Origin of the sequence: Streptomyces noursei ATCC 11455 (assembly GCF_001704275.1) — a bacterium.
Classification (GTDB): Bacteria; Actinomycetota; Actinomycetes; order Streptomycetales; family Streptomycetaceae; genus Streptomyces; species Streptomyces noursei.
The window spans coordinates 4,155,668-4,180,940 of the sequence record NZ_CP011533.1; the positions used below are offsets into that span (position 1 = coordinate 4,155,668).

The window sequence follows — 25,273 nt, forward strand, 5'->3', positions numbered from 1 at the left end:
GCGCCCCGCCCGAGCGGCGTTAGCGTTCGTGGCGTGTTCACGAAGACTCCTGCCACCACCCCGGCCGCCGGCTCCGCCGCCACCGCCGCCCCCACCGTCGCCCTCGCCTCCCTGCCGGGCGACGGGTCGATCGCGCATGCTGTTGGGGTGAGTGACGACGAGTTCCGCGCCGCCCTGTCCCGCCTCGCCGCCGGCGTGGTGCTGATCACCGCCCACGATCCGGACGCCGGACCGCGCGGCGAGGGCGTCGGGATGACCGCGACGGCGTTCCTCTCCGTGTCGCTCGATCCGCCGCTGGTGATGGTGAGCGTTCGCAACGACTCGCGGATGGACGACCTGCTGGCGCAGCAGCCGCTGTGGGCGGTCTCGGTGCTGTCGGGCCACCAACGACAGGTAGCGGCGCGATTCGCCATGAAGGGCCGGATCAGCGACCGACTGCTCTTCCAGGACATTCCCTCCGTACAGGGCGAAGCGTCCGGTGCGCCGCTCATCGAGGGCGCGCTGGCGACGCTGGAGTGCCGGACCGAGCAGCGGGTGGTGGCCGGGGACCACACCCTCGTCATCGGCCGTGTCCTGGCGACGACCACGTCCGGGGAGGACGACGGTCCGCTGACGTACTTCCGGGGGAAGTACCGACAGCTGGGGTGAACGGGAGCCCGACGTGGCGGTCCGGTGCGGGGCGGTCCGGTGCGGTCCGACGCAGGGGCCGGGCGCGGGGCGGCCCGGCGCCGAGCAGGGACGCCGCCGTCAGCCCCAATCGCGGCCGGAGCGGCCCCGCTTGGTGTCGCCGCGCTGCTTCTTCTCGCGCAGCCGGCGCTCGTTGATGCCGCGCGGGATGCGGGTCTTGCGGCGCGGCGCGGGCGGCGGGGCGGTGGCCTCGGCAAGCAGCGCGGTCAGCCGCACGGCCGCGATCTCGCGGTTGCGCCACTGCGAGCGGTGTTCGGAGGCGCGCACCGTCAGCACCCCGTCGACCAGCCGGCCCGCCAGCCGCTCCACGGCACGCTCGCGCCACACCGGCGGCAGCGCCTTCGTCCGCGCCAGGTCGAAGCGCAACTCGACCTGGCTGTCGCTGGTGTTGACGTGCTGGCCGCCCGGGCCGGAGGAGCGCGAGAACCGCCAGACCAGCTCGGCCTCCGGGAGGACGACCGAACCTCGGATGACATGGGGCCCGGACATGCCCCCCATGATCCCGCGCCCACGGCCGTCCGTCACCTCGGTTTTCCTGGTCGGAACGGGCCGCCGCCTTCGAGGAGCGGGCACGGCACGGCCATCAGGATTCGGCAAAGAAAGTAAAGAGAGCTGGAACCACCCGGTCGTCCCGGGGCGTTGAGGTGGGTGACGGCGGCTCCGCTCCCGGGCGGGTCCGCCGCGGCATCACCACACCACCCGCAGCAGCGGCACCACCGGCCCCAGGTCGGCGCGACTCGACGAGGAAAGGGACTTCCCATGGCTGTAAGCCTGTCCAAGGGCGGCAACGTCTCGCTCACCAAGGAGGCACCGGGCCTGTCCGCCGTCACGGTCGGCCTCGGCTGGGACGTCCGCACGACCACGGGCACGGACTTCGACCTCGACGCCAGCGCCATCGCGGTCAACGCGACCGGCAAGGTCCACTCCGACCAGCACTTCATCTTCTTCAACAACAAGGCGACGCCGGACCAGACCATCGTCCACACCGGCGACAACACCACCGGCCAGGGCGAGGGCGACGACGAGTCGATCAACGTCAACCTCGGCGCGCTGCCGGCCGAGATCGACAAGATCGTCTTCCCGGTCTCCATCTACGACGCGGAGAACCGCGGCCAGAACTTCGGCCAGGTACGGAACGCCTTCATCCGCATCATCAACCAGGCCGGCGGCGCCGAGATCGCGCGCTACGACCTGAGCGAGGACGCCGCCACCGAGACCGCCATGGTCTTCGGCGAGCTGTACCGCAACGGCGCGGAGTGGAAGTTCCGCGCCGTGGGTCAGGGTTACGCGTCCGGCCTGCGCGGCATCGCGCAGGACTTCGGCGTCAACGTCTGAGACACCACGCCACCGAGGCGCGGCCGCACCGCGGCACACCACCGCCGGAAACCTCCGGCACCAAGGGCCGGCTCCCGAGAGGGGCCGGCCCTCGGCGTTCGCGCCCCCCGGAAGAGCCCTAGGCGGCCGCGCTGCCGTGTCCGGTGTCGTCGGCGGTCCCGGGGGGCGATTCCGCCGGCGTGGCGAGCACGGCCACCTCGTCCAGCGACAGGCCGAGCGTCCCGGCGAGCGCGGCGACCGTGAAGAACGCCGGCGTCGGCGCCCGGCCGGTCTCGATCTTCCGCAGCGTCTCCGCCGACAGCCCGGCCGCCGCGGCGACCTCGACCATGCTGCGCTCGCCGCGTGCCGCGCGCAGCAGCATGCCCAGCCGCTCGCCGCGTTCGCGCTCCCAGGGGGTCAGTGGAGTTCGCACCATGCCCGTGATACTAATACCGGTAAACAAATACCGGTAAACAAATACCGGCCCGATGGCGGAACACGCGGTTCCGACCCCGGGGACGGAACGCCGTCCGGGCGCAGCGCCGGGTGGCGGAAAGGGAGGGCGTACCGATGGTGGAGATCAAGAGCGACGCGTCACTGGACGCGATGCGGGTGGCCGGCCGGGTGGTCGCGGACGCGCTGGCCGCGGCCCGGGCCGCGGCCGCCCCCGGGATGCGGCTGACCGAACTGGACGAGGTGGCCCGCACGGTGCTGCGCGAGGCCGGCGCCACCTCGCCGTTCCTCGGTTACCGCCCCTCCTTCGCCCCCACCCCCTTCCCCGCGGTGATCTGCGCGTCCGTCAACGACGCGATCGTGCACGGCATCCCGAACGGCTACCGGCTGCGCGACGGCGACCTGGTCAGCATCGACTGCGGCGCGATCGTCGACGGCTGGGCCGGGGACGCGGCCCTCAGCTTCACGGTCGGCACCGAGCGGCCCGAGGACCGCCGGCTGATGGAGACCACCCGGCGGGCCCTGGAGGCGGGCATCGCGGCGGCCGTGGTCGGCGCCCGGATCGGCGACGTCGCACACGCCATCGGCAGCATCGGCCGCGCGGCCGGCTACGGCATCCCCGAGGACTTCGGCGGCCACGGCATCGGGCGGGCGATGCACGAGGACCCGCCGGTCCCCAACGACGGCCGGCCGGGCCGCGGCCTCGTGCTCCGCCACGGCCTGGTCATCGCCATCGAGCCGATGTTCCTGGCCGGCGGCAGCAACCACTACGCCGCCGACGCCGACGGCTGGACCCTGCGCACCATCGACGGCAGCCGGGCGGCCCACTTCGAGCACACCGTCGCGGTGACGGACGAGGGGCCGCGCGTCCTCACCCTGCCGTAGGGGAGCCGCGGGCGTGCGGCACGCGACCGGGTGCGGCGCGCGGACCGGGGTACGGCGCGGGCCGGGGCGGCGGGCCGGGGAGCGGCACGCCGCGCGGTACGTCGCCCGCCCCCACCCGTGAGTGCCGCCACGCCCCGCCGGTGAGTGCCTCCCGTCCCGCCTCAGACCGCGTCGAGGTCGATCGCCCGGGCCATCGCGCGGTACCCGGCGTCGTTCGGGTGCAGATGGTCCCCCTGGTCGTACGCGGCGGCCATCCGCCCCCGGTCGGCGGGGTCGGACAGCGCCCGGTCCAGGTCGACCACCCCGTCGAACTCGCCGGAGGTGCGTATCCAGCGGTTGAGCGCCTCGCGCTTGATCTCGCCGCGCTCGGTGTAATACGCCGCCCCCTTGAACGGCGCCAGCGTCGCGCCGATCACCTTGACGCCCCGGCGGTGCGCCTGGCGTATCAACTCCCGCTGTGCGTCGATCAGTTGCCGCACCGACACCTCAGGGGTCGGCCCGCCCGGCCCGACCGCCACCTCGCTCATCCCGATGTCGTTGATGCCCTCCAGCAGGATGACGGTGCCCACGTCCGGCCCGTTGAGCGCGTCCTTGGCGAAGCGGGCCGTCGCCTTCTCGCCGAAGTCCGCGGTGGTGTTGACCAGTTGATTGCCGGCGATGCCCTCGTTGAGGACGCCGCGCGGGCGCCCCGCGGCGGCGAACCGGTCGGCCAGGGCGTCCGGATAGCGGCGGTTGGTGCCGAAGGTGGAGCCGTACCCGTCCGTGATGGAGTCCCCGAACGCGACGATGCCGTCCCGCCGGGCGGGCCCGCCGCCGGCGAACTCGACGCCCGAGAGGTAGTACCAGGACTGCGAGGTCTCGGTGAACGCCGCGGCGCCCACGTCGGACCGGTGGTCACCGGCCGCGCGGTAGCTGGTGGCGCCGGCCAGCGCGTGGAGGGTGGCCGGACCGGTCGGCGCGTCGAAATACAGCGTGACGGTGACCGACTCCAGGGCGCGCACCCGCAGGCCCACCCCGTCGCTGAGCAGCTCGCCGCCGACCGGTATCGTCGCCGACTTCCCGTGCCCGAAGGTCAGTTGTCGCACCGAGCCGGCCCGCACGGCGGCGCCCTGGTCGGCCCGCGCGAGGGTCGCCCCGGCGACCTTCAGCGGCGCCGTGCCGTAGCGGTTCGACAGCCTGATCCGGGCCTGCGCGCCGCCCGCGCCGACCCGGACGACCTGGCGGACGGTCTGCCGCGCGAAGCCTTCCCCGGACCAGTTCTTCCCGAACACCTCGGTCGGTCGCTGCGGCGCGGCGGCCCAGCCACCGCGCCAGTGCTCCCCGGCCTGCGCGGCACCACCGCGGTCCGCGGCGCCCGCCCGACCTGCCGCATACGCCGCACCCGGCGCCCCCGTCCCGTCCGGCAGCGCCGGCAAGGCCGGCAGCGCCACCAGCGCGGCCGCCGACACCAGCGCGACCCCCGAACGCCGCACCAAGGAACCAGACATGATCATTGCCCCACCCTCCGCCCGTTCGCCGTTGCGTCGGCGCGCCGCCGGTCGCGTGGGCCGGCCGTCCGGACCCTCCGCCGCGTCGGCGCGCGAGCGCGCGTGACACCATCAAGAGGTGATCGACCTCGGCTATTCCCTCTCCCGCCGCTTTCCGGACCCTCCGCAGACCGACTACCGGACCGCGGACGTGCACGCCCTGCGGCACGACCTCTTCTGCGGCGATGTCTACATCGCGGACACCGAGACCGACCGCGAGCTGTCCACAGCCTGGGGATGGGTACCGGTGCTCGACTTCGCCTGGGCGCTGTGCGACATCGTCGAGCAGCTCGACACCGACCCCCGCGGCAGCCGCTCCGCCCGCCCGATCCACGCCGAGCTGGACTTCACCGAATCCACCGACCGGATGCTCTTCGAGCGGCGCTTCGGCTGGGTCGACGTCGCCGCCGACTGGATGCCGGTCGAGGAAGCCCCCCTCACCTTCAATCACGCCGCGCTGCGCCGCGAGGCCCGCGACTTCCTGCACGACCTGATCGCCGACCTCGCCGATATGCACGAGGGCCTGGCCGACAACGCCGCCGTCTGGGCGCTCCAGGCCCGCTTCCCCCGCATCTGATCCACCCCCGCCCCCGTCACCGTCCTCCGGCTCACTCCACCCGCACGCCCACCTGGGCCGCGAACGCCGGCGCCAGATCCATCAGTTGAGCGGTGCTGATCACGGCGCCGCCCAGCGAGTCGATGCCCCGTGCGACGTCCAGCCCGACCGCCCCGCGCAGATCGACGTCCGTCATCCGCACCGCCGAGAAATCCACCCGCGTCAGGGTGCAGTCCTCGAAGGACACCCGCTCCAGCTGCGCGCCCCCGAAGTCCGCCTCGACCAGCACGCACCCCTCGAACGCGACGTCCCGCAGCCTGGCCTTGCGCAGATTGGCGAAGTCGATCTTCCCGCCGCGCACCACCACCCGCTCCAGCACCGCACCGTGCAGCTGTATCCCGCCGAGCCGGGCGTCCACCACCTCCACGTCGCGCAACGACGCCTGCGACAGGTCCGTGCCCACCCCGCGCACCCCGCTCAGCACGCAGTCGATGAGCCGCCCCCGGCTCAGCACCGCCTCGTCCAGCGCGCACCGCCGCAGCGCGCAGTCCATGAACCGGGCGCCCCGCGCTGACTGCCCCGCGAAGTCCACCTCGGTGAACTCCAGGCCGTCGTAGTCCCCCTCGGGCTCCAGCTCCCCGCCGTCGTACGCCCGCAGCTCCGGCAACCGCACCTCGGGCCGCCGCACCGGCCGCACCGCCGCCTCCTTGCCACGCCCTGCCATGCGCGCACCGCCTCCCATCCGTACCGACCCGCCCCGGTCTCGTCCCCGTGCCGCGGACCGGCTCGGCCGCCCGCACTCCGCGGACCGCTCCACATCCACCCCCATCCTGGACCACCCCACTGACAATCCCCCTGAAACCCCGATGACCTGCGAAATCCCTCTCCGGTGCGGCGGCATGTCACATCCGTGGCACCCCCATCCGTCCCCTCAGCGAGCGCCCGCCCGCCGGCGGACGCCGCCCCCTCGCCCCACCCACGACCGAAGGAACTGCCATGAACCGCCGCCCGCTCACCGTCATCGGAGGCGGTTTCGCCGGCCTCACCGCGGCCATCTCCGCGGCCGAGGCCGGCGCCACCGTCACCCTCTACGAAGCCCACCGCACGCTCGGCGGCCGCGCCCGCACCGCCGAGGGCCCCTACCTCACCAACGACGGCCCGCACGCCCTCTACAACCGCGGCCCGCACTGGCCCTGGCTCCGGCAGCGCGGCCTGCTCAAGCCGCTCGCCCCGCTGCCCCTCCGGGACGCCGCCCGGCTGCGCTTCTTCCACCGCGGCACCCTGCACCGGCTGCCCCCGCTCGGCATGCTCGGGCTGCGCAGGCACCGCGACGCCCCCGTCGACCAGGACTTCCTCACCTGGGCGCGCACCCACGCCGGCGAGAGCACCGTCCGCGCCGCGGCGCACTACGTCGGCGTCGCCACCTTCCACCACGACCCCGGCAGCCTCTCCGCCGCCTTCGTCCAGGAACGCCTGCGCCGCACCACCAGCCTGCCGCCGGAGGCCCACTACCTCGCCGGCGGCTGGGGCACGCTCATCGAGCGGATGGCGCACCACGCCCGCGACCTGGGCGTACGCATCGAGACGGGGGCCCGCGTCGATGCCCTCCCGGAGGACGCCCCGGTCATCGTCGCCACCCACCTCGACTCCGCCCGCGCTCTCCTCCGCGACGACCGCCTCAGCTGGACCGGCGCGCGGACGGTGCTGCTCGACCTCGCCGTCCGGACCCGGCGCGGCGATCCGTTCGCGCTGTCCGGGCTCGACTTCCCTGGCTGGATCGAGCGGTTCACCAGCCAGGACCCGGGCCTCGCGCCCCGCGGCGAACAACTCCTCCAGGGCCAGATCGGCATCGGCCCGGACGAGACCCGCGCCGACGGCGTGGCCCGCGCCGAACGCCTCCTGGACGCCGGTTTCCCGCACTGGCGCGAGCGCACCACCTGGCGCCGCACCGCACTGTCCACCGGCCGTACGGGAGCGGTGGACCTGCCGGGCACCACCTGGCGCGACCGCCCGGCGATCGACCGCGGCGACGGGGTCTATCTGGCCGGCGACCAGGTCGCGGCTCCCGGCGTGCTGTGCGAGGTGTCCTTCACCAGCGCCCTGGAAGCGGTCTCGCTCGCACTGCAGGCCAACCCCCGCCGCCCGACCCCCGCCCCTGTCGACCGCACGCGCTGATCCCCCCACCGCCTCCAGGACGCCCACGGCGCCATCCCACCCAAGACGCGACGACACCCACGGCGCGACAGCACCCACGACACCCACAACACCCACGAACCCCGGGAGTCGCCCCTCGTCCCAACTCCACCGCCCGCACCCCGGCGTTGACCTCAACTCAGCTTGAGGTACCAGAGTGGCGGCAGTCGATCATCCCCCGCGGCGGGGCGGTCGTCCTTCACCGGTGCCCGCCCCACCGCCCTCCTCCAAAGGAAACGACTCCGCCATGCGCGCAATACGGCTGCACACCTTCGGCCCCGCGGAAAACCTCGTCCACGAGACCCTCGACGACCCCGCCCCGGGGCCGGGCGAGGTCCGTATCGCGGTGGCCGCGGCGGGCGTCCACCTCCTGGACACCGCCCTGCGCGAGGGCCTGGAAGGCGGCCCCGCGCCGCTGCCCGACCTGCCGACCGTGCCCGGCCGGGAGGTGGCCGGCACCGTCGACGCCATCGGCGAGGGCACCGATCCCGGCTGGCTCGGCCGACCCGTCGTCGCCCACCTCGGCATGGTCCCGGGCGGCTACGCCGAACTGGCCGTGACCGGCACCGACCGGCTGCACGCCATCCCCGAGGGGCTGGATCCGGCCCAGGCCGTCGCCATGATCGGCACCGGCCGCACCACCATGGGCATCCTGCTCTTCGCCGCCCTCACCCCCGACGACATCGCGATCGTCCCGGCGGCCGCCGGCGGCATCGGCTCGCTGCTCGTCCAGTACGCCAGGAACGTCGGCGCGACCGTCATCGGCCTGGCCGGCGGCCCCGCCAAGGTGGCCCACGTCCGCGACCTGGGCGCCGACCTCGCCCTCGACTACACCGAGGCCGACTGGCCGACCCGCACCCGCCGCTTCCTCGACGAGCGCGGCGCCACCGGGGCCACCCTCGTCTTCGACTCGGTGGGCGGCGCCGCGGGCCGCGCCGCCGTGGACCTCCTCGCCCGCGGCGGTCGCCACCTGGTCTTCGGCTGGTCCTCCGGCGGGCCGCTGCACCTCACGGACGCCGAACGCGCCGAACGCGGCATCACCTCCGAAACCGTCCTCGGCCCCCCGATGCTGGCCCGGGTGGGCGGCATCAACCCGATCCGCACCCTGGAGACCGCCGCCCTGGCCGAAGCCGCCGCCGGCCGGCTCGTCCCCACCGTCCACCGCTTCCCCCTCTCCGAGGCCGCGGCCGCGCACCGCGCCCTGGAGTCCCGCGGCACGATGGGCAAGGTCGTCCTGGTGCCGTAGGCCGGCCGCGCACCGGCCCCGGCCCGGCCGCCGTCGAGGTGCCACGGCCCGCCACCAGCGCGGGCCCCACCCCGCCCCGCGCGGCGGCCCAGGACGCCGCGGAGATCCGTCAGAAGCGGCCTAGCTCACCACCGCCAACTCCCTCCCCGTCACGTTCAGCCGCCGCCCGCCGGTCTCCGTACACGCCACGATGTCCTCGATCCGCACCCCGAACCGCCCCGGCAAGTAGATCCCCGGCTCGATGGAGAAGCACATCCCCGGTACCAGCGGCAGATGCTCGCCCTCCACCATGTAGGGCGGCTCATGGGTGGTGACCCCGATGCCGTGCCCGGTCCGATGGATGAAGTACTCGCCGTAGCCCGCCGCCTTGATCACCCGCCGGGCCACCCGGTCGATCTCCTGGCACGCGACACCCGGCCGCACCGCCTCGAACGCCGCCTGCTGGGCCTCCCGCACGATCTCGTGCACCGTCCGCTCCTCGGCGCTCGGCTCCCCGACGTGCACGGTCCGCGTGGTGTCCGACCCGTAGCCGTCCTTCAACCCGCCGAAGTCGAGCACGACCATGTCGCCGTCCTCGATGACCCGCTCCCCCGCCTCATGGTGCGGATTGGCCCCGTTGGGCCCCGACCCGACGACCGTGAAGTCCACCTGGCTGTGCCCGTGCTCGGTCAGCAGCCGCGCCAGATCCGCCGCCACGTCGCGCTCCCGCCGCCCGGCGAACCGCACCCCCAGGATGTCCTGGTACGTCGCGTCCGCGGCCGCCCCCGCCGCCGCCAGCCGCTCCACCTCGTACGCGTCCTTCACGGCCCGCAGCATCGGCAGCGCCTCCGTCAGCGCCGCGTAGCCGCCCCCGGGGACCGTGCGCTGCAACCCGAGCAGATGCAGCGCCCACATCCCGTCCGACACCCCGTAACGCCCCTGCGGCGCCAGCCACTTGGCCAGCTCGGCGTAGGGGTCCGCCCCGTCGGACCACCCCGCCACCTCCAGCGCCCCGGCCCCCGCGGCGCGCTCCGCGTCCGGCCGCTCCAGTACGGGTACCAGCAGCCGCCCGGCCCGCCCCGGCTCGATCACCAACGCCGTCAGCCGCTCGGTCACGGCCGTCGGCCGGTACCCGCACAGCCACACCAGGTCCGGTCCCGGCGTCACGATCACCCCGGCCAGCCCGGCCGCCGCCGCGGCCTGCCCGGCCCGCGCCATCCGCTGCTCGTACGCGTCCCGCGTCATCGAAGTCACCATGCCGCGAAATCTACGCCGCCCTGCCCGTCGGCCCCGGCGATCTCGACAAGGTCAACAGATCAACAGGCCGGTCCGGGCCGACGCCTCGGATCGGGTCGACACCCCGGTCCGGGCCAGGAGGTCATGCCGTCCGCTCTCGCGGCCCCGGCCTCCGCGTCGCCAGAAACAACTGGCGCCCGCCCGCCCCGACTTCCCCCCCCCCCGGGACACCCACCCCACCGGACAACAAAAAGCCCAGGTCAACATAGCTGTGACCTGGGCTTCCCAGAGCCCCCTGTCGGATTCGAACCGACGACCTTCGCTTTACAAGAGCGGCGCTCTGACCAGCTGAGCTAAGGAGGCGTACCGGAAGAAGTGTACCTAGGCGCACCCGGTGCCGGTTGCCTTATTCGGGGACGCCTGGTTCAGGCGTCACCCGGACACCGTTCGCGCCGCCCACCTCGCTCCGGCCCGCCCGGGCGTCGCCCGGCGATTTCGTGACCGCGGACCTACTGACACCCGGCCCCGGCGCAGGTAGCGTCACCAGCGGCTTGCCGCTGTGGACTACACCACTTCGTGTGGTGGGCCCCGGGGGTGGGCCGCGCGCACTCCTCCATGGGGCGCGCTCTCCTTTACTCGGATCGTCCGGCACGTTCCTGCCGGTGAAGGGACACACCATGGCAACGGTCACCTACGACCAGGCAACCCGGATCTACCCGGGCTCCGACAAGCCCGCCGTCGACAAGCTCGACATCACCATCGAGGACGGCGAGTTCCTCGTGCTCGTCGGGCCCTCCGGATGCGGCAAGTCCACCTCGTTGCGGATGCTCGCGGGACTGGAGGACGTCGACGGGGGCGCGATCCGCATCGGCGACCGGGACGTCACCCACCTGCCGCCCAAGGACCGGGACATCGCCATGGTGTTCCAGAACTACGCGCTCTACCCGCACATGACGGTCGCCGACAACATGGGCTTCGCGCTCAAGATCGCCGGCGTGCCGAAGGCCGAGATCCGGCAGAAGGTCGAGGACGCGGCGAAGATCCTGGACCTGACGGAGTACCTGGGGCGCAAGCCGAAGGCGCTCTCGGGCGGCCAGCGCCAGCGGGTCGCGATGGGCCGCGCCATCGTCCGCGAGCCCCAGGTGTTCCTCATGGACGAGCCGCTGTCCAACCTGGACGCCAAGCTGCGGGTGCAGACCCGTACGCAGATCGCCGGGCTCCAGCGCCGCCTGGGCATCACCACCGTCTACGTCACCCACGACCAGGTCGAGGCCATGACCATGGGCGACCGGGTCGCGGTCCTCAAGGACGGGCTGCTCCAGCAGGTCGACTCGCCGCGCAACATGTACGACCGCCCGGCCAACCTCTTCGTCGCGGGCTTCATCGGCTCGCCCGCCATGAACCTCATCGAGGTGCCGATCACCGACGGCGGGGTGAAGTTCGGCAACAGCGTGGTGCCGGTCGGTCGGGAGGCGCTCGCCGGCGCCGAGGGCGAGCGCACGGTGACGGTCGGCATCCGGCCGGAACACTTCGACATCGTCGAGCAGAACGGCGCGGCCACCAAGTCGCTGTCCAAGGAGGCCACGGACTCCCCGGCCGGCCTGGCGGTGACGGTCAACGTCGTCGAGGAGTTGGGCGCCGACGGCTACGTCTACGGGACGGCCGAGGTCGGCGGGGCGGTCAAGGACCTGGTCGTCAGGGTCAACGGCCGCCAGGTACCGGCCAAGGGGACCCAGTTGCACGTCGTGCCGCAGCCGGGCGAGACGCACGTCTTCTCCACCTCGACGGGCAAGCGGCTCACCGACTGACCGGCCGGCGGACGGGCGGAGCCGGGCGGCGGGGGTGCTTCTCCGGCCCGCTCCGGCCTGATCCGCCCGCCCCCGACCCATCTGGTTTACCGCGGCGGCGGTGTGGGGTACTGCGCGTCCCCGCACCGCCGCCGCGGCGCGTCCGGGCCGCGGCGGACCAGCGCTCCCAAGCCCGGGAACGGGACGACGGGCGCCCTCGCCGCACCCCGCGAAGCCCGCCCGGAAGCGGCTTTTCGCATCAATCCGTCAACCCAACAACCGCACCGACGAGCCATTCCGTCCCCCGATAAGGTGACCAAATGTCGCCAAATCATCACCCCTCGCTACCATCACGACCGTGAACTCCGCAGCCCGCCGTATCGGCCGAACTCTCGCCCTCGTCCTGCCCGTCGTCCTCGTGCTCTCCGGGACCCTCGCGGTCACCCGCGTCCCGTGGGCATCGAAGACCACCGAGTCGCAGGTGCTCGCCGCGTCCTCCGGCAAGGTCTCCACCAAGGCCGGCCCCCGCGCCGCCCAGGACGTGCTCCGGGACCGTCTCCTCGTCGAACTCCAGGAGAAGGACCCCGGCGTCGCCCTGACGCACCTCCAGGAGGCCACCACCGCCCGGCCCTCGCTGGCCAAGCACTGCGCCTCCATCGCCCGTGCCCTCGGCCGTGCCGCGGTCGCCAAGTACGGTGCCGCACACCGCGCCCAGGCGTTCTCCCGGCCGGTCTGCGACACCTCCTTCGCCTCCGGTGTGGCCGCCGCCCAGTGACCGCCGCTCGCACCGCATAGGGTGCGAAACATGACAGGTGCCCCGCATTCCCACCCCACGCAGGCCGTGGTCCTGGCCGGCGGCCAGGGCTCCCGTCTTCGCCCGTATACCGACGACCGCCCCAAGCCGATGGTCGAGATTCCCGGTACCGGAACCCCGATCATCGGCCATCAGCTGAACTGGCTCGCCGAAGAGGGCGTCACCGACGTCGTCATCTCCTGCGGGCACCTCGCCGAGGTCCTCCAGGACTGGCTGGACCAGGCCCAACTCCCCTTGTGCGTCACGACTGTTGTCGAGACCGAGCCGCTGGGTCGCGGCGGCGGCCTGAAGTACGCCGCCGGCTCCCTGCCCCGCCCGGACGAGCCCTGGTACGCCACCAACGGCGACATCTGGACCCGTTTCCCGCTGCGCGAGATGGCCGCCTTCCACGACGAGCGCGACGCCGCGGCCACTCTGGCACTCGCCCGCCCGCGCATCCCCTGGGGCGCCGTCGAGACCGACGCCTTCGGGCACGTCGTGGATTTCATCGAGGCCCCGCCCTCCCCGTATCTGATCAATGCGGGCGTCTACGTCTTCGCCGCGACCTTCGCCGAGCTGCTGCCCGCCCGGGGCGACCACGAGCGCACCACCTTCCCGCGCCTCGCCAGGGAACGCCGGCTGGCCGGCTATCCGCTGCCCCAGGGCGCCTACTGGCGCGCCATCGACACCGCCAAGGACCTCACCGAGGCCGCCGAGGAAATGGCCGCACACGGCCGCTGAGCCGCCGTCGACGGCGGCGGCGGGCCTTCGGATGCTTCGGGGGTGCTTCGGATGCCGGCGGCGCGTCGAACTCGCCGAGCCCCCGCCCACGACGCGCTCCCCGCCCCCTGCCGCGACGAGAAGCGGCCCGCATCACTGGTCCCCGACCGCTCGCCCCGGCCTGAGGCCGTGAAGGGGGCGGAGCGATCGGGGACCGGTGAGGCGGGCGGTGTGGGGGAGCGGGGCGGCGTGGGCCCGGGTGGGTCAGCCCAGCAGGCCGCCGAGGGTGCTGCCGCGGCCGGAGTCGCTTCCGGGGGCGCCGCTGCTGGAGCTGCCGCTCGTGCCCCCGCCGGTGCCGCCCGAGCCGGTCGGCGACTGGGTGCGGCCGGGGGTGCGGCTCGGGCCGGACAGCTGCGGGGCGCTGCTGGTCGCGCCGGGCCGGCGGGCCGAGCTGCCCGTGTGACCGCCCGCCGACGGACTGCCGGGGGCCGAGGCCGACGGCGTGCCCGGCTTGTGGGCCTTGTGGGAGGCGCTCGTGGAGGGCGCGCCGGGGTGGCCGGGGATGTGGTGGCCGGGGCGGGCGGCGTGGTGGCCGGGGCGGGGCAGGGGCGAGCCGGGGAGGTTGTTGATGGCGGGCTCGCCGGGCCGCGGCACGGTCGGCACCCGCGCGGTCCGTACGGCGCCGCCCAGCAGGGAACCGATGAGCAGGGTCAGCCCGGCCACCACCGCGGTCATCACGGCGCCGCGGCGCAGCACCCGGCGGCGCAGCGCACCGACCTCGACGCGCGGGCCCAGCCGCCGCCATGCCTCACCGGCCAGCCGGGCGTCCATGGAGTAGACGGGGGCGCCGGCGATGATCAGCGGGCTCCAGGCGGCGAGGTAGATGATGTCGGGGGCGTCGTAGGCGGGCAGGGTGCGCCAGCTGACGGTCATCAGCAGCGCCGCGGAGAGCAGCGCGCCGAACGAGGCGGCGACCCGCTGCCACAGTCCGCAGATGGTCAGCACGCCCACCACGACCTGGAGGAAGGCCACCGTCAGCCCGGCGCCGACGGGGTGCGCGACCGCGAAGTCCCGCAGCGGCACGGCCAGTTCCCAGGGGTGGAGGGAGAGCAGCCAGGTGACCATCGAGCCGCGCTGGCCGCCGTCGAAGTAGACGGGGTCGCAGAGCTTGCCCATGCCGGCGTAGACGGAGATCAGCCCGAGGAAGATCCGCAGCGGGAGCAGCACCACGCCGAGGTTCATCCGGCGGCCGGGGTAGTAGGCGTGCCGGACGCTGTCGCCGCCGCGCCGCCGGACCCCGGTGTCGTAGCTGTCGCGCGTCTCGAAGCGCTCGTCGTCGCGGCCGTCCTCGTCGTCGTACCGCTGGCCGGGCAACCGGGCGGCGACGGCGCGGGTGCCGCGCGGCAGGGTGTCCTCGCCGTCGGCGGGGCCGCGCGGGCCGACGACGGTGGAGGCGGGGGAGCCACCGAGCCTGACCCGGGGCAGGACCTGGGTCGTGCCGACGTCCTCGGCCGGTCCGCGGTCCAGGCCGACGCTGGCGTCGCGCACCGCGTGCAGGAGCTGGGTGGTGGCGCCGGCGGTACCGCCCGGCTCGGTGCGACCGCTCCAGACCACGGGCGTGCGGCGTCTGGGCGGCGATCCCCGGAGGGCGGGGACGCGCGTGGTCTCTGCCAGGCGGCCGGCGACCACGGGAGCGGCGAGCTGCACGCGGAAGCTGGCGTGGTTGACGATGACCTGCGCGGGATCGCACGGCACCTTGACCGAGCTCAGGACCGGCTCGTCGTCGAAGGTCGACGACGAGCGTCCCCCCGTAGGCGTGCGGGGTGTTCTGGTGTCCACGCTCATCTAACCGAGTGACCCGCGGTTAAGACACTGCCTTGACCGGCCCGATCTGTCCGAGACCCGTCAAAAGATCACGTGATACGGCAGAGGCGTACGGAGCGTCATGCTGTGCCCCGGACCGGGCGGCGGTGCGGCCCGCCCGGCCCGGGGCACCGCCGGAAGCACCCGGCGGCGGCCGCCTCAGCCGCGGCGGCGGGCCGCCTCCCACAGGACCACACCGGCGGCGACACCGGCGTTCAGCGACTCCGCGCCACCCGGCATCGGGATCCGCACGCGCAGGTCGCAGGTCTCGCCGACCAGCCGCGACAGGCCCTTGCCCTCGCTGCCGACGACGATGACGACCGGGCCGTCCAGGACCTCCAGGTCCTGCAGCTCCACATCGCCGTCCGCGGCCAGGCCGACCACCGTCAGCCCGGCCTTCTGGTACGACTCCAGGGCCCGGGTGAGGTTGGTGGCGCGGGCGACCGGCGTACGGGCCGCGGTGCCCGCGGAGGTCTTCCAGGCGCCGGCCGTCATCCCGGCGGCGCGGCGCTCCGGCACGACCACGCCGTGGCCGCCGAAGGCGGAGACGGAGCGGACGACGGCGCCGAGGTTGCGCGGGTCGGTCACGCCGTCCAGCGCGACGATCAGCGGGTCCTCGCCGGCGTCGAGGGCGGCGGCGGAGAGGTCCTCGGGGTGCGCGTAGTCGTACGGCGGGATCTGGGCGACCAGGCCCTGGTGGTTCAGGCCGTTCGTCATCCGGTCCAGCTCGGCGCGCGGCGCCTCCAGGAGGTTCAGCCCGAGCTCGGTGGCGAGCTGGAGCGCCTCGCGCACCCGCTCGTCGTTGTCGATGAACTGCTGCACGTACAGGGTGGTCGCGGGGACGCCCTCGCGCAGCGCCTCGACGACCGGGTTGCGGCCCACGACCAGCTCCGCGGTGCCCTTGGCGCCGCCGCGCCGCGGCGCCGGCCGGCGGTTCGCGGCCTGCTTCGCCTGGGCGTTGGCGACGCGGTTCTTCACGTGCCCCTTGCGGGCGGACGCGGGCGGGGTCGGGCCCTTGCCCTCCAGGGACCGGCGCCGCTTACCGCCACTGCCGACCTGAGCGCCCTTCTTGTTCGACGTGCGGCGGTTCCTGCGCTGGCTGTTGCCGGCCATGGGTCACCTGTTTCTTCACTGCTCTCGACGTCTCGCGACGTGGAGTGGGTACGTACGTATGGATTGAGTGTCGCCCGTGGCCACCGGGAAGGGCGAATCCGGCTGGTGGCCGGGGGTACGGCCGGTCCCCGGGGAACCCCCGGGGACGGGCTCAGGACAGCGACCAGCGCGGGCCGGAGGGGGTGTCCTCGATGGTCAGACCGGACTGCTGGAGCTGGTCGCGGATGGCGTCGGCGGTGGCGTAGTCCTTGCGGGTGCGGGCGCTCTGCCGCTGCTCCAGGACGAGGCGGACGAGGGAGTCCACGACCCCGTGCAGGTCCTCGCCGCGGTCCGCGCCGCCGCTCGACCAGCGCTCGTCGAGCGGGTCCAGGCCGAGCACCCCGAGCATGGCGCGCAGCTCGGCCAGCCGGGCCACCGCGGACTCCTTGTCGTCGGCGGTCAGCGCGGAATTGCCCTGCCGGACGGTGGTGTGCACGATCGCCAGCGCCTGCGGGACGCCCAGGTCGTCGTCCATCGCCTCGGCGAACGCCGGCGGCACCTCGGCCGCGGGCTCGACGACGCCGACCTTCTCGACGACCCGCTGGACGAAGCCCTCGATCCGGGCGAACGCCGACTCGGCCTCGCGCAGCGCCTCCTCGCTGTACTCGATCATCGAGCGGTAGTGCGGGGTGCCGAGGTAGTAGCGCAGCACGATCGGCCGCCAGCGCTTGACCATCTCCGAGACCAGCACGGAGTTGCCCAGCGACTTGGACATCTTCTCGCCGCTCATGGTCACCCAGGCGTTGTGCGACCAGTACCGGGCGAAGTCGTCCCCGTACGCCTTGGCCTGCGCGATCTCGTTCTCGTGGTGCGGGAAGACCAGGTCGACGCCGCCGCCGTGGATGTCGAAGACCGTGCCCAGGTACTTGTGGGCCATCGCCGAGCACTCCAGGTGCCAGCCCGGCCGGCCGCGGCCCCAGGGGGTCTCCCAGCTGGGCTCGCCCTCCTTGGCCGCCTTCCACATGGCGAAGTCGCGCGGGTCCCGCTTGCCGGTCTCGCCCTCGCCGGACGGCTGGAGGAGGTTGGCCAACTCCTGGTTGGAGAGCTGGAGATACTCCGGGAAGGACTTCACGTCGAAGTAGACGTTGCCGTCGGCGGCGTAGGCGTGGCCGCGCTCGATCAGGCCGCGCATCATCTCGATCATCTCGGGGATGTGGCCGGTGGCGCGCGGCTCGTAGGTGGGGCGCAGGCAGCCGAGGGCATCGTAGGCCGTGTTGAAGGCGACCTCGTTCTCGTAGCCGATCGACCACCACGGGCGGCCCTGCTCGACCGACTTCTGGATGATCTTGTCGTCGATGTCCGTGACGTTGCGGACGAACGTCACGTCGTAGCCGCGGTGGGCGAACCAGCGGCGCATGATGTCGAAGTTGAGTCCGGAGCGGATGTGTCCGATATGCGGCGCGGCCTGCACGGTCGCGCCACAGAGGTAGATCGAGACACAGCCCGGCCGGAGCGGGGTGAAATCGCGAATCTGCCGGGCGCTGGTGTCGTACAGGCGAATCGTCACGGGACCAGGGTAGTCGGAACGCGGCAGTGCCCCGTGCCCTCTTGGACACGGGGACACCGAAGCGTCACAGCCGTCCGATTCGCCCGTACTTGCGGACGCGCCTTCGCGGGCGGCTCAGATCCGGCCGACCACCTTGCGCGGGGTGATCCGGACCACGACGCGCTGGTCGTCGTCGGCCGAGGCCGGGTTGAACTCCGCGTACGGCTTGCCGGTGTACTTCCTCGACAGCTCGTCGATCAGCTCCTGCCCGCCCTCGGTGCTGAGGCTGGCGGTGCCGCGGATCTCGGCGTAGCCGTACGGCGCGTCGAAGGGCTGGAGGACGACCGAGACCCGCGGGTCGCGGCGGATGTTCCGCTCCTTGCGCCGGCCGACGGTCGTCGAGATCAGCAGGTCGTCGCCGTCCCGCTTGACCCAGACCGGGGAGAGCTGGGGGCTGCCGTCCGGCTGGATCGTCCCCACCGTCACGAAGACGGGAGAGTCGAGCAGCTCCTTGAGCGCGTCGGAGAGCGTTGCAGTCACGAAGGATCCTTCCCGCGGGCCGAACCGAGGACTTCCGATGGACACGACTACCCGGATTCTTCCTCAACGCCCTTTGCTGCGCCGGGCATTCCCGAGCGGTACGGCCGATCGGCGGAACCTCGTCCCGGCCCGCCGGCGGCCTCAGCCGGTGCGCACCACCAGGGCGGTCGCGATCGCGGCTAGCCCCTCGGCGCGACCGGTCAGCCCCAGCCCGTCGGTCGTGGTGCCGGAGACCGAGACCGGCGCCCCGACCGCCGCGGACAGCGCCCGCTGCGCCTCGTCCCGGCGCTTGCCGATCTTCGGGCGGACGCCGATGACCTGCACCGCGACATTGCCGATGGCGAAACCCTCGGCCCGGACGATCCGTGCCGCCTCGGCCAGCAGCGTCACCCCGGAGGCACCGGACCACTCCGGGCGGGAGGTGCCGAAGTGCGCGCCGAGGTCGCCGACGCCGGCCGCGGAGAACAGCGCGTCGCACGCGGCGTGCGCGGCCACGTCGCCGTCGCTGTGCCCGGCCAGGCCGTAGCCGTCGCTCTCCGCGGCGCCCCAGAGCAGTCCGGCGCACCACAGCTCGCGCCCCCGTTCGAAGGCGTGCACGTCGGTGCCGACCCCGACGAGCGGGATGCCGGGCACCGCGGGCGGCGCGGGAACGGTCCCGGACGGATCAGACATAGCCATCGGTGGCCCTCCTGCGGGCGAGTACGGCCTCGGCCAGGACGAGGTCCAGCGGCCGGGTCACCTTGAACGCTTCCTCGTGGCCCGGGACGAGCACCACCGGCTTCCCGAGCCGCTCCACCAGCCCGGCGTCGTCGGTGGCGCCCTCGCCCTCCACGACGACCTCGTGCGCCGCCAGCAGCGTCGGCAGGTCGAAGCCCTGCGGGGTCTGCACGGCGCGCAGCAGCGACCGCTCCGGGGTGCCGACCACCGGCTCCGGGGTGCCCTGGGGGCGCGGTTCGACCTGCTTGACGGTGTCGGCCAGCGGCAGCGCGGGGACGACGGCCGGGGCGCCGTCGCGGACCGCCGCGATCACCGCGTCCACCGTCTCGACCGGCACCAGCGGGCGGGCCGCGTCGTGGACCAGCACCACGTCGATGCCGTCCGGCAGCGCGGCCAGCCCGCGCCGGACGGATTCCTGGCGGGTGGTCCCGCCGGGGACCACGGTCAGCCCGGTGCGGTCGGCGAGCGGATGGGCGTCGAGCAGGCGGCGGACCTCTTCGGGGTCGTCCTGCGGGGCGACCACGACGATGTGCGTGACGGCGCGCGAGGCGGCCATCGCGCGGACCGCGTGGACCAGCATCGGGGTGCCGCCGAGGGTGCGCAGGGCCTTGGGGGCGCCGGGACCGAGCCGGACGCCGAGGCCGGCTGCGGGGATGACCGCCGCGGTACGGACCGGGCGGGAAGGATCTGACATCGATGGCTCCGGAGTCCGGGCTCGGCCCGGAATTGGGGCAGACAGGTTTGTTTCCTCGGGCGAGGTGGGTATGGCCTGGGAGTGCCGGGCGTTACGCCTTGACCGGAACCCTTCCGTGACATCGGTCGGGGCATCAGCCCGAGCCCGGCACGCCACCATGGGGCCCGGCGGGCTTCACCGAGGAAGCCGCCGCCGGCTCGACCTCCGGCCTTCCCACGCACCGCCCGCAGATATGCCGCAGCGCCCGGCAACAGACCCTCCGTTTCCGGAAGACGGTCGTCACTCGGGCACCGCGGCATTGCTACGTTGCTGCTGCGTCGTCACACCGCTGTGTCGCAGTCAGCGTGCTGCGCGTCGTCAGGACGCGAGGACCTCGTCCAGCAGGGCCTCGGCCTTGTCTTCGTTGGTGTTCTCCGCGAGGGCCAGCTCGCTCACCAGGATCTGGCGGGCCTTGGCGAGCATCCTCTTCTCACCGGCGGAAAGTCCGCGCTCACGCTCGCGCCGCCACAGGTCGCGAACGACCTCGGCGACCTTGATCACGTCGCCGGAAGCGAGCTTCTCAAGATTTGCCTTGTAGCGACGGGACCAGTTCGTCGGCTCTTCCGCATACGGTGCACGCAGCACCTCGAAGACCCGGTCCAGCCCGTCCTGACCGACCACGTCGCGTACGCCGACGAACTCCGCGTTGTCCGCTGGCACACGAACAGTCAAGTCGCCCTGCGCGACCTTCAGCACCAAGTAGGTCTTGTCCACGCCTTTGATCTGGCGAGTTTCGATGGCCTCGATCAGCGCGGCCCCGTGATGGGGATAGACCACGGTGTCGCCAACCTTGAACGTCATGTGACAGGTACCCCTTCCGTGGCTATCCATGCTAACACGGGAACGGGCCGTTCTGAATGGCGTTTTCGCAGGTCAGGGCATATCTCGGGGCTTGACAACAGCGCCCGGAACGTGCTGCGAGGGGGCACTCGGTGCAGGTATTCGCAGGTGGGAGGGGCTTCACGGGTGCCCGGAATGCCACCCGCGGCACACCGGAAACCCGGTGATCAATGAGTTGTACGTCCCGATTTGCACCGATCCGCATGAGCGAGTTCCGCTACTCCGTTCGGACGCTTGGTGACGAGTCGGGTGCGTTTCCCGGAATTGATCAACACTCCCGCGCGCCGGTGTGTGATCAATTTCGGGCGGCATGTGCATTCCTTGTGAATACCGCTTTTCACCGGGGGAAACACCACGGCCGCCACTCGAACGGCCGCGCACCGGAATATGCCTCCCAGTTCTCCGGAGATCGCCACCGAGATCCGCCCGAGATCGACTTCCGGAAATCCCGTCCGGGGGGGACGTTCGGACCGTCCGGCCGGCACCCCCGTCGCGGGCCGGCCGGGCCGGGCGCCGGGTGCGTGATCGCGCAGGAGGCGGGTCGGGTGCGGCACCGCGAGGACGGCTCGGTAACCTAGCGGCGCTGACCAACCCTTAGGGCGGCTTTACGTGCGCGTCGCCATGACGCGTACGCGAGTCCGCCCACAGCCGTCCATCCGCGACCGGGCACGAACGTTCGGCCGCCGTAGCTCGTCAAGGAGATGCCGCCGCCGTGAGCCGCAGCCTTCGACGCGGCGTCCTCGCCGCCACCGTCCTCTCGCTCTCGATCGCCACGCTCTCCGCGTGCGGCGCCGGGAACGACGCCCAGACGCTGGGGGTCAAGCCGGACAACGCCGAGACCAGCGTCGGCACGATCAAGGTCCAGAACGCCAACGTCGTCACCCAGCCCGACCCCAAGGCCAAGGGGCCGGCCGCGATCACCGCGACGCTGTTCAACTCCGGCGACAAGGACCAGCAGCTGACCGGGATCTCGGTCGACGGCACGGGCCAGTCCGCCAAGCTGTCGTCCGCCAAGATCAACGTGCCGGCCGGCGGCTCCGTCGTGATCGGCGGCCAGGGCAACCCCAGCGCCGTCCTGGCGAGCGGCCGGGAGGCCGTCCAGGACGGCAACGCCCAGCCGCTGACCTTCACCTTCAGCTCGACCGGCAAGGTGACGCTGAACGCCTTCGTCGTCCCGGCGAAGAACATCTTCGAGAACTACGGCCCGTCGGTGACGCCGCAGCCGTCCACCTCCGCGAGCGGCAAGCCCTCGGAGTCGGCCTCCCCGTCGACCTCCGCCTCGCCCTCGGAGTCGGCGCACGCCGGCCACTGAGGCCCGCAGCAACAGGTGAAGGGGCGCCCCTCCGGTCGGGAGGGGCGCCCCTTCACGCACATCGCTCGCGGGCGGCGGCCTACGGCTCGAACTTGTAGCCCAGGCCGCGGACCGTCACCAGATAGCGCGGGGCGCCCGGGTCGGGCTCGATCTTGGCGCGCAGCCGCTTCACATGGACGTCGAGGGTCTTGGTGTCGCCCACATAGTCGGCACCCCAGACGCGGTCGATCAGCTGCATCCGGGTCAGCACCCGGCCGGCGTTGCGCAGCAGCATCTCCAGCAGGTCGAACTCCTTGAGCGGCAGGTCCACCTTGCCGCCGGAGACCGTGACGACGTGGCGGTCCACGTCCATCCGGACCGGGCCGGCCTCCAGGGCCTGCGGGGCGACCTCCTCCGGCTCGCCGCGGCGGCGCAGCACGGCGCGGATCCGGGCGACCAGTTCCCGGGAGGAGAAGGGCTTGGTGACGTAGTCGTCGGCCCCTATTTCGAGACCGACGACCTTGTCGATCTCGCTGTCCTTGGCGGTCACCATGATGACGGGGACGTTGGAGCGGCCGCGCAGCTGGCGGCAGACCTCGGTGCCGGGCAGGCCCGGCAGCATCAGGTCCAGCAGGACGAGGTCGGCGCCGTTGCGCTCGAACTCGTCCAGGCCGTCGGGCCCGGTGGCCGCCACGGCGACCTCGAAGCCCTCCTTGCGAAGCATGTACGACAGTGCGTCGCTGAACGATTCCTCGTCCTCGACGACAAGCACTCGGGTCACGGAAGGACCTCCGGGGCTGGGTGAGCTGGGAGCGGATCGTTGAAGGTCTCGTACGGGCGGTCCTCGTCGTCGAGGCCCTCCGCGGTGAGGTCCGAGGGCCGCTCGCGGTCGCGGACGGCCCCGGCTTCCGGGAGACGCAAGGTGAAGGTGGAGCCCTGTCCCTCAGCGCTCCACACCGTGACCTCCCCGCCGTGCGAGGCGGCCACGTGTTTGACGATGGCGAGTCCGAGGCCGGTCCCGCCGGTGGCGCGCGAGCGCGCCGGGTCCACGCGATAGAACCGCTCGAAGATGCGGTCCCGGTCCTTTTCGGATATCCCGATGCCCTGGTCGGTCACCGCGATCTCGATCAGGTCGCCGCCCGGTACGGAGACCCGGCGGCCGGCGATCCCGACGCGGGTGCGCGCCGGGGAGTAGTTGACGGCGTTCTCGACGAGGTTGCCCAGGGCGGCGGCGAGCTGACCGCGGTTCCCCCAGACGGTGAGGTCGGCGGTGCCGCCGGCGGCGATGGTGATCTGCTTGGTGCCGGCCTGCTGGCGGCAGCGGTCGACGGCCTCGGCGACCAGTTCGTCGACCGGCACGGGCTCGGAGTCCTCCAGCGGGTCGTCGTTCTGCACCCGGGAGAGGTCGATGAGCTCCTGGACGAGGTTGGTCAGGCGGGTGGCCTCGTTCTGCATCCGGCCGGCGAAGCGGGTGACCGCCTCCGGGTCGTCGCTGGCGTCCATCACGGCCTCGGAGAGGAGCGAGAGGGCGCCGACGGGGGTCTTGAGCTCATGGCTGACGTTGGCCACGAAGTCCCGGCGGACCGCCTCGATGCGGCGGGCCTCCGTCAGGTCCTCGACCAGCAGCAGGACCAGCCGGGAGCCGAGCGGGGCGACCCGGGCGGAGACCGCGAGGGCGTCCCCGCGGCCGGTGCCGCGGCGCGGAAGGTCCAGTTCCACCTGGCGTATCTCCCCGTCGCGACGGGTGTCGCGGGCCATCTGGAGCATCGGTTCGACGGCGAGCCGACCGCCGCGGACCAGCCCGAGGGCGTACGCGGCGGAGCTCGCCTTGACCACCGTGTCGGCCTCGTCGAGGACGACGGCGGAGGAGCGCAGCACCGACAGGACGGTGTCGACACCGGGCGGCAGGACCGCCTCGGTGTGCAGGGACGTACGGGTGGGCTTGGCCTGATCCCGCTCACTCCAGCGGAACGCCAGCATGGCGAAGACGCCGGTGCAGAGCCCAGCGATCGCTGCCATCGCGGCGACGGCCGCGTCCACGTTCATGAATCCAGAGTATGTGCCGATTCCGACACTCCCCCAGCGGTCGGAGGTGCTGCTCGGCCACCCTTCGCCCAGAGTTCACCGAGGCGTCGGTGACGGTTCACTCACCGCGACGGCCGGGCCGGCCGGGCGCCCTCGCGGCTGCGGCGGCGTCTCCCAGAGTTCACCTTCAGGTCGGTGGTGGTTCACCCCGGGTGGTCCCGTACGTCGCGATCCGGCCGCACATTGAGGGTGCGGGGACCTCCCGGCGCCCGGTCCGTGGGAGCGTAGGCGCCACGGCCACCTCCCATTCATCACCACGCAACGCCCCCCGGAATCCCCCGGGAGCACTCGGAATCCTCGAAGCGAGAGAAGGTCACTGATGCGGGACGCGTACCACGAGGAGCTGGACTCGATCAGCGAGGGCCTGGTCGAGATGGCCCGGCTCGTCGGCTCCGCGATCGGGCGCGCCACCACGGCGATACTCGACGCGGACCTGAAGCTGGCTGAGAACGTCATCGCCGCCGACGAGAAGGTCGACGACCTCCACCGCGACCTGGAGGCGCGGGCCATCGCCCTGCTCGCCCGCCAGCAGCCGGTCGCCACCGACCTGCGGATCGTCGTCACCTCGCTCCGGATGAGCGCCGACCTGGAGCGCTCCGGCGACCTGGCCCAGCACGTCGCCAAGCTGGCCCGGCTGCGCTTCCCGGAGCGGGCGGTGCCGCGCGATCTGCACGCCACCATCCTGGAGATGGGGCAGCTGGCGCAGCGCCTGATGGCCAAGGCCGGCGAGGTCATCATCACCAAGGACGTCGACCTCGCGCTCCAGCTGGAGCAGGACGACGACGCGATGGACCTGCTCCACCGCACGCTCTTCCAGCACCTGATGGACGACCGCTGGAAGCACGGCATCGAGACGGCCGTGGACGTGACCCTGCTGGGCCGCTATTACGAGCGTTTCGCGGACCACGCGGTGTCCGTGGCCAAGCGGGTCGTCTACCTCGTGACCGGCGAACACGCCGACGAGATCGCCTCGTCGACGGGGGTGGAGGGCGCGTAACGTGCGCCCACGCGCCGTTGACGCGCCTGTGCACCCGGGCTTGCAATAAGCACCAGGTGACCCCTAGGAGGCGAATACATGGCACTCATGGCGGACTCCCCCATCCCCGCGTCCCCGAACGAGCCGCCGGCCGCCGGCCGGCCGCTGCTCCCGCTCCTGAGCGGATGCAGCTGCGGACCGGGCTGTGGCTGCGG

General features: G+C 72.9%; 25 protein-coding genes and 1 tRNA gene. 11 read left to right on the forward strand and 15 right to left on the reverse strand.

The window, feature by feature from the left end:
• Positions 1 to 33: 33 nt before the first annotated feature.
• Positions 34 to 648 carry a flavin reductase family protein gene (locus SNOUR_RS17285; RefSeq protein WP_229921746.1) on the forward strand — a complete coding sequence of 205 codons (615 nt, stop codon included), beginning with the start codon at positions 34 to 36 and terminating at the stop codon, positions 646 to 648.
• Positions 649 to 747: 99 nt separating this feature from the next.
• Here SNOUR_RS17285 and arfB read toward each other — a convergent pair whose 3' ends face one another.
• A complete protein-coding gene (gene arfB, locus SNOUR_RS17290) occupies positions 748 to 1,176 on the reverse strand; it encodes an alternative ribosome rescue aminoacyl-tRNA hydrolase ArfB (protein WP_067358424.1) in 429 nt (142 codons plus the stop codon).
• A gap of 270 nt (positions 1,177 to 1,446) precedes the next feature.
• On the opposite strand from arfB, the gene SNOUR_RS17295 reads away from it, so the two are divergent.
• Positions 1,447 to 2,022 carry a TerD family protein gene (locus SNOUR_RS17295; protein ID WP_067348031.1) on the forward strand — a complete coding sequence of 192 codons (576 nt, stop codon included), beginning with the start codon at positions 1,447 to 1,449 and terminating at the stop codon, positions 2,020 to 2,022.
• 118 nt (positions 2,023 to 2,140) lie between these two features.
• Here the strand turns inward: SNOUR_RS17295 and SNOUR_RS17300 are convergent, their stop codons facing one another.
• Positions 2,141 to 2,437 carry a helix-turn-helix domain-containing protein gene (locus tag SNOUR_RS17300; protein ID WP_067348033.1) on the reverse strand — a complete coding sequence of 99 codons (297 nt, stop codon included), beginning with the start codon at positions 2,435 to 2,437 and terminating at the stop codon, positions 2,141 to 2,143.
• A 134-nt stretch (positions 2,438 to 2,571) separates the two neighbouring features.
• Between SNOUR_RS17300 and map the strand changes: the two genes are divergently transcribed.
• Positions 2,572 to 3,339 (forward strand): type I methionyl aminopeptidase, encoded by a 768-nt coding sequence (gene map / locus SNOUR_RS17305; protein ID WP_067348036.1) that lies wholly within the window; start codon positions 2,572 to 2,574, stop codon positions 3,337 to 3,339.
• Positions 3,340 to 3,500: 161 nt separating this feature from the next.
• Here map and SNOUR_RS17310 read toward each other — a convergent pair whose 3' ends face one another.
• Positions 3,501 to 4,832: an SGNH/GDSL hydrolase family protein gene (locus SNOUR_RS17310; protein WP_067348039.1), complete on the reverse strand. Its 1,332-nt coding sequence runs from the start codon at positions 4,830 to 4,832 to the stop codon at positions 3,501 to 3,503.
• A 112-nt stretch (positions 4,833 to 4,944) separates the two neighbouring features.
• Here SNOUR_RS17310 and SNOUR_RS17315 point away from each other — a divergent pair, with 112 nt between their 5' ends.
• Positions 4,945 to 5,442 carry a hypothetical protein gene (locus SNOUR_RS17315; protein WP_039633841.1) on the forward strand — a complete coding sequence of 166 codons (498 nt, stop codon included), beginning with the start codon at positions 4,945 to 4,947 and terminating at the stop codon, positions 5,440 to 5,442.
• A gap of 31 nt (positions 5,443 to 5,473) precedes the next feature.
• Here SNOUR_RS17315 and SNOUR_RS17320 read toward each other — a convergent pair whose 3' ends face one another.
• Positions 5,474 to 6,145 carry a pentapeptide repeat-containing protein gene (locus SNOUR_RS17320; protein WP_312632611.1) on the reverse strand — a complete coding sequence of 224 codons (672 nt, stop codon included), beginning with the start codon at positions 6,143 to 6,145 and terminating at the stop codon, positions 5,474 to 5,476.
• Between the two features lie 272 nt (positions 6,146 to 6,417).
• Here SNOUR_RS17320 and SNOUR_RS17325 point away from each other — a divergent pair, with 272 nt between their 5' ends.
• Together SNOUR_RS17325 and SNOUR_RS17330 are read left to right on the forward strand one after the other, a co-directional pair.
• On the forward strand, positions 6,418 to 7,596 hold the full coding sequence (locus SNOUR_RS17325) for an FAD-dependent oxidoreductase (RefSeq protein ID WP_067348044.1): 1,179 nt from the start codon (positions 6,418 to 6,420) through the stop codon (positions 7,594 to 7,596).
• A 265-nt stretch (positions 7,597 to 7,861) separates the two neighbouring features.
• Entirely contained in the window at positions 7,862 to 8,860 is a 999-nt protein-coding gene (locus tag SNOUR_RS17330; RefSeq protein WP_067348046.1) for a zinc-binding dehydrogenase, read from the forward strand.
• A 120-nt stretch (positions 8,861 to 8,980) separates the two neighbouring features.
• Here SNOUR_RS17330 and SNOUR_RS17335 read toward each other — a convergent pair whose 3' ends face one another.
• Together SNOUR_RS17335 and SNOUR_RS17340 are read right to left on the reverse strand one after the other, a co-directional pair.
• Positions 8,981 to 10,084, reverse strand: a complete 1,104-nt coding sequence (locus tag SNOUR_RS17335; protein WP_099055702.1) for an aminopeptidase P family protein — start codon at positions 10,082 to 10,084, stop codon at positions 8,981 to 8,983.
• Positions 10,085 to 10,364: 280 nt separating this feature from the next.
• Positions 10,365 to 10,438: transfer RNA gene (locus SNOUR_RS17340), tRNA-Thr, on the reverse strand.
• Positions 10,439 to 10,752: 314 nt separating this feature from the next.
• Here SNOUR_RS17340 and SNOUR_RS17345 point away from each other — a divergent pair.
• The 3 genes from SNOUR_RS17345 (at position 10,753) to SNOUR_RS17355 (ending at position 13,396) form a co-directional block, all read left to right on the forward strand.
• Positions 10,753 to 11,883 carry an ABC transporter ATP-binding protein gene (locus SNOUR_RS17345; RefSeq protein WP_067348051.1) on the forward strand — a complete coding sequence of 377 codons (1,131 nt, stop codon included), beginning with the start codon at positions 10,753 to 10,755 and terminating at the stop codon, positions 11,881 to 11,883.
• A gap of 337 nt (positions 11,884 to 12,220) precedes the next feature.
• Positions 12,221 to 12,637 (forward strand): hypothetical protein, encoded by a 417-nt coding sequence (locus tag SNOUR_RS17350; RefSeq protein ID WP_039633868.1) that lies wholly within the window; start codon positions 12,221 to 12,223, stop codon positions 12,635 to 12,637.
• A gap of 30 nt (positions 12,638 to 12,667) precedes the next feature.
• A complete protein-coding gene (locus SNOUR_RS17355; protein WP_067348053.1) occupies positions 12,668 to 13,396 on the forward strand; it encodes a nucleotidyltransferase family protein in 729 nt (242 codons plus the stop codon).
• 243 nt (positions 13,397 to 13,639) lie between these two features.
• Here the strand turns inward: SNOUR_RS17355 and SNOUR_RS17360 are convergent, their stop codons facing one another.
• From SNOUR_RS17360 to SNOUR_RS17390, 7 genes are all read right to left on the reverse strand, one after another.
• Positions 13,640 to 15,220 carry a DoxX family membrane protein gene (locus SNOUR_RS17360; protein WP_167739050.1) on the reverse strand — a complete coding sequence of 527 codons (1,581 nt, stop codon included), beginning with the start codon at positions 15,218 to 15,220 and terminating at the stop codon, positions 13,640 to 13,642.
• A 177-nt stretch (positions 15,221 to 15,397) separates the two neighbouring features.
• The gene (rlmB, locus tag SNOUR_RS17365) at positions 15,398 to 16,351 is read right to left on the reverse strand and encodes a 23S rRNA (guanosine(2251)-2'-O)-methyltransferase RlmB (protein WP_067348057.1); all 954 of its coding nucleotides are present in this window, start codon (positions 16,349 to 16,351) and stop codon (positions 15,398 to 15,400) included.
• A 151-nt stretch (positions 16,352 to 16,502) separates the two neighbouring features.
• A complete protein-coding gene (gene cysS / locus SNOUR_RS17370) occupies positions 16,503 to 17,897 on the reverse strand; it encodes a cysteine--tRNA ligase (protein WP_067348058.1) in 1,395 nt (464 codons plus the stop codon).
• Between the two features lie 114 nt (positions 17,898 to 18,011).
• Positions 18,012 to 18,416, reverse strand: a complete 405-nt coding sequence (locus tag SNOUR_RS17375) for a PPOX class F420-dependent oxidoreductase (protein ID WP_067348060.1) — start codon at positions 18,414 to 18,416, stop codon at positions 18,012 to 18,014.
• Between the two features lie 141 nt (positions 18,417 to 18,557).
• Positions 18,558 to 19,094 carry a 2-C-methyl-D-erythritol 2,4-cyclodiphosphate synthase gene (ispF, locus tag SNOUR_RS17380; RefSeq protein ID WP_376738521.1) on the reverse strand — a complete coding sequence of 179 codons (537 nt, stop codon included), beginning with the start codon at positions 19,092 to 19,094 and terminating at the stop codon, positions 18,558 to 18,560.
• Positions 19,081 to 19,827 carry a 2-C-methyl-D-erythritol 4-phosphate cytidylyltransferase gene (ispD, locus tag SNOUR_RS17385; RefSeq protein ID WP_067348065.1) on the reverse strand — a complete coding sequence of 249 codons (747 nt, stop codon included), beginning with the start codon at positions 19,825 to 19,827 and terminating at the stop codon, positions 19,081 to 19,083. Before ispD ends, ispF begins: the two co-directional genes overlap by 14 nt.
• Before the next feature lie 357 nt (positions 19,828 to 20,184).
• Positions 20,185 to 20,667 (reverse strand): CarD family transcriptional regulator, encoded by a 483-nt coding sequence (locus SNOUR_RS17390; protein WP_003953493.1) that lies wholly within the window; start codon positions 20,665 to 20,667, stop codon positions 20,185 to 20,187.
• Positions 20,668 to 21,418: 751 nt separating this feature from the next.
• Here SNOUR_RS17390 and SNOUR_RS17395 point away from each other — a divergent pair.
• On the forward strand, positions 21,419 to 22,018 hold the full coding sequence (locus SNOUR_RS17395; RefSeq protein ID WP_067348069.1) for a copper chaperone PCu(A)C domain-containing protein: 600 nt from the start codon (positions 21,419 to 21,421) through the stop codon (positions 22,016 to 22,018).
• A gap of 79 nt (positions 22,019 to 22,097) precedes the next feature.
• Here the strand turns inward: SNOUR_RS17395 and phoP are convergent, their stop codons facing one another.
• Together phoP and phoR are read right to left on the reverse strand one after the other, a co-directional pair.
• Positions 22,098 to 22,769 carry a two-component system response regulator PhoP gene (phoP, locus tag SNOUR_RS17400; RefSeq protein WP_466869767.1) on the reverse strand — a complete coding sequence of 224 codons (672 nt, stop codon included), beginning with the start codon at positions 22,767 to 22,769 and terminating at the stop codon, positions 22,098 to 22,100.
• A 5-nt stretch (positions 22,770 to 22,774) separates the two neighbouring features.
• Positions 22,775 to 24,043 (reverse strand): two-component system sensor histidine kinase PhoR, encoded by a 1,269-nt coding sequence (gene phoR / locus SNOUR_RS17405; RefSeq protein ID WP_067348071.1) that lies wholly within the window; start codon positions 24,041 to 24,043, stop codon positions 22,775 to 22,777.
• Between the two features lie 358 nt (positions 24,044 to 24,401).
• On the opposite strand from phoR, the gene phoU reads away from it, so the two are divergent.
• On the forward strand, positions 24,402 to 25,079 hold the full coding sequence (phoU, locus tag SNOUR_RS17410) for a phosphate signaling complex protein PhoU (RefSeq protein ID WP_067348073.1): 678 nt from the start codon (positions 24,402 to 24,404) through the stop codon (positions 25,077 to 25,079).
• The last annotated feature ends 194 nt before the right edge of the window (positions 25,080 to 25,273 follow it).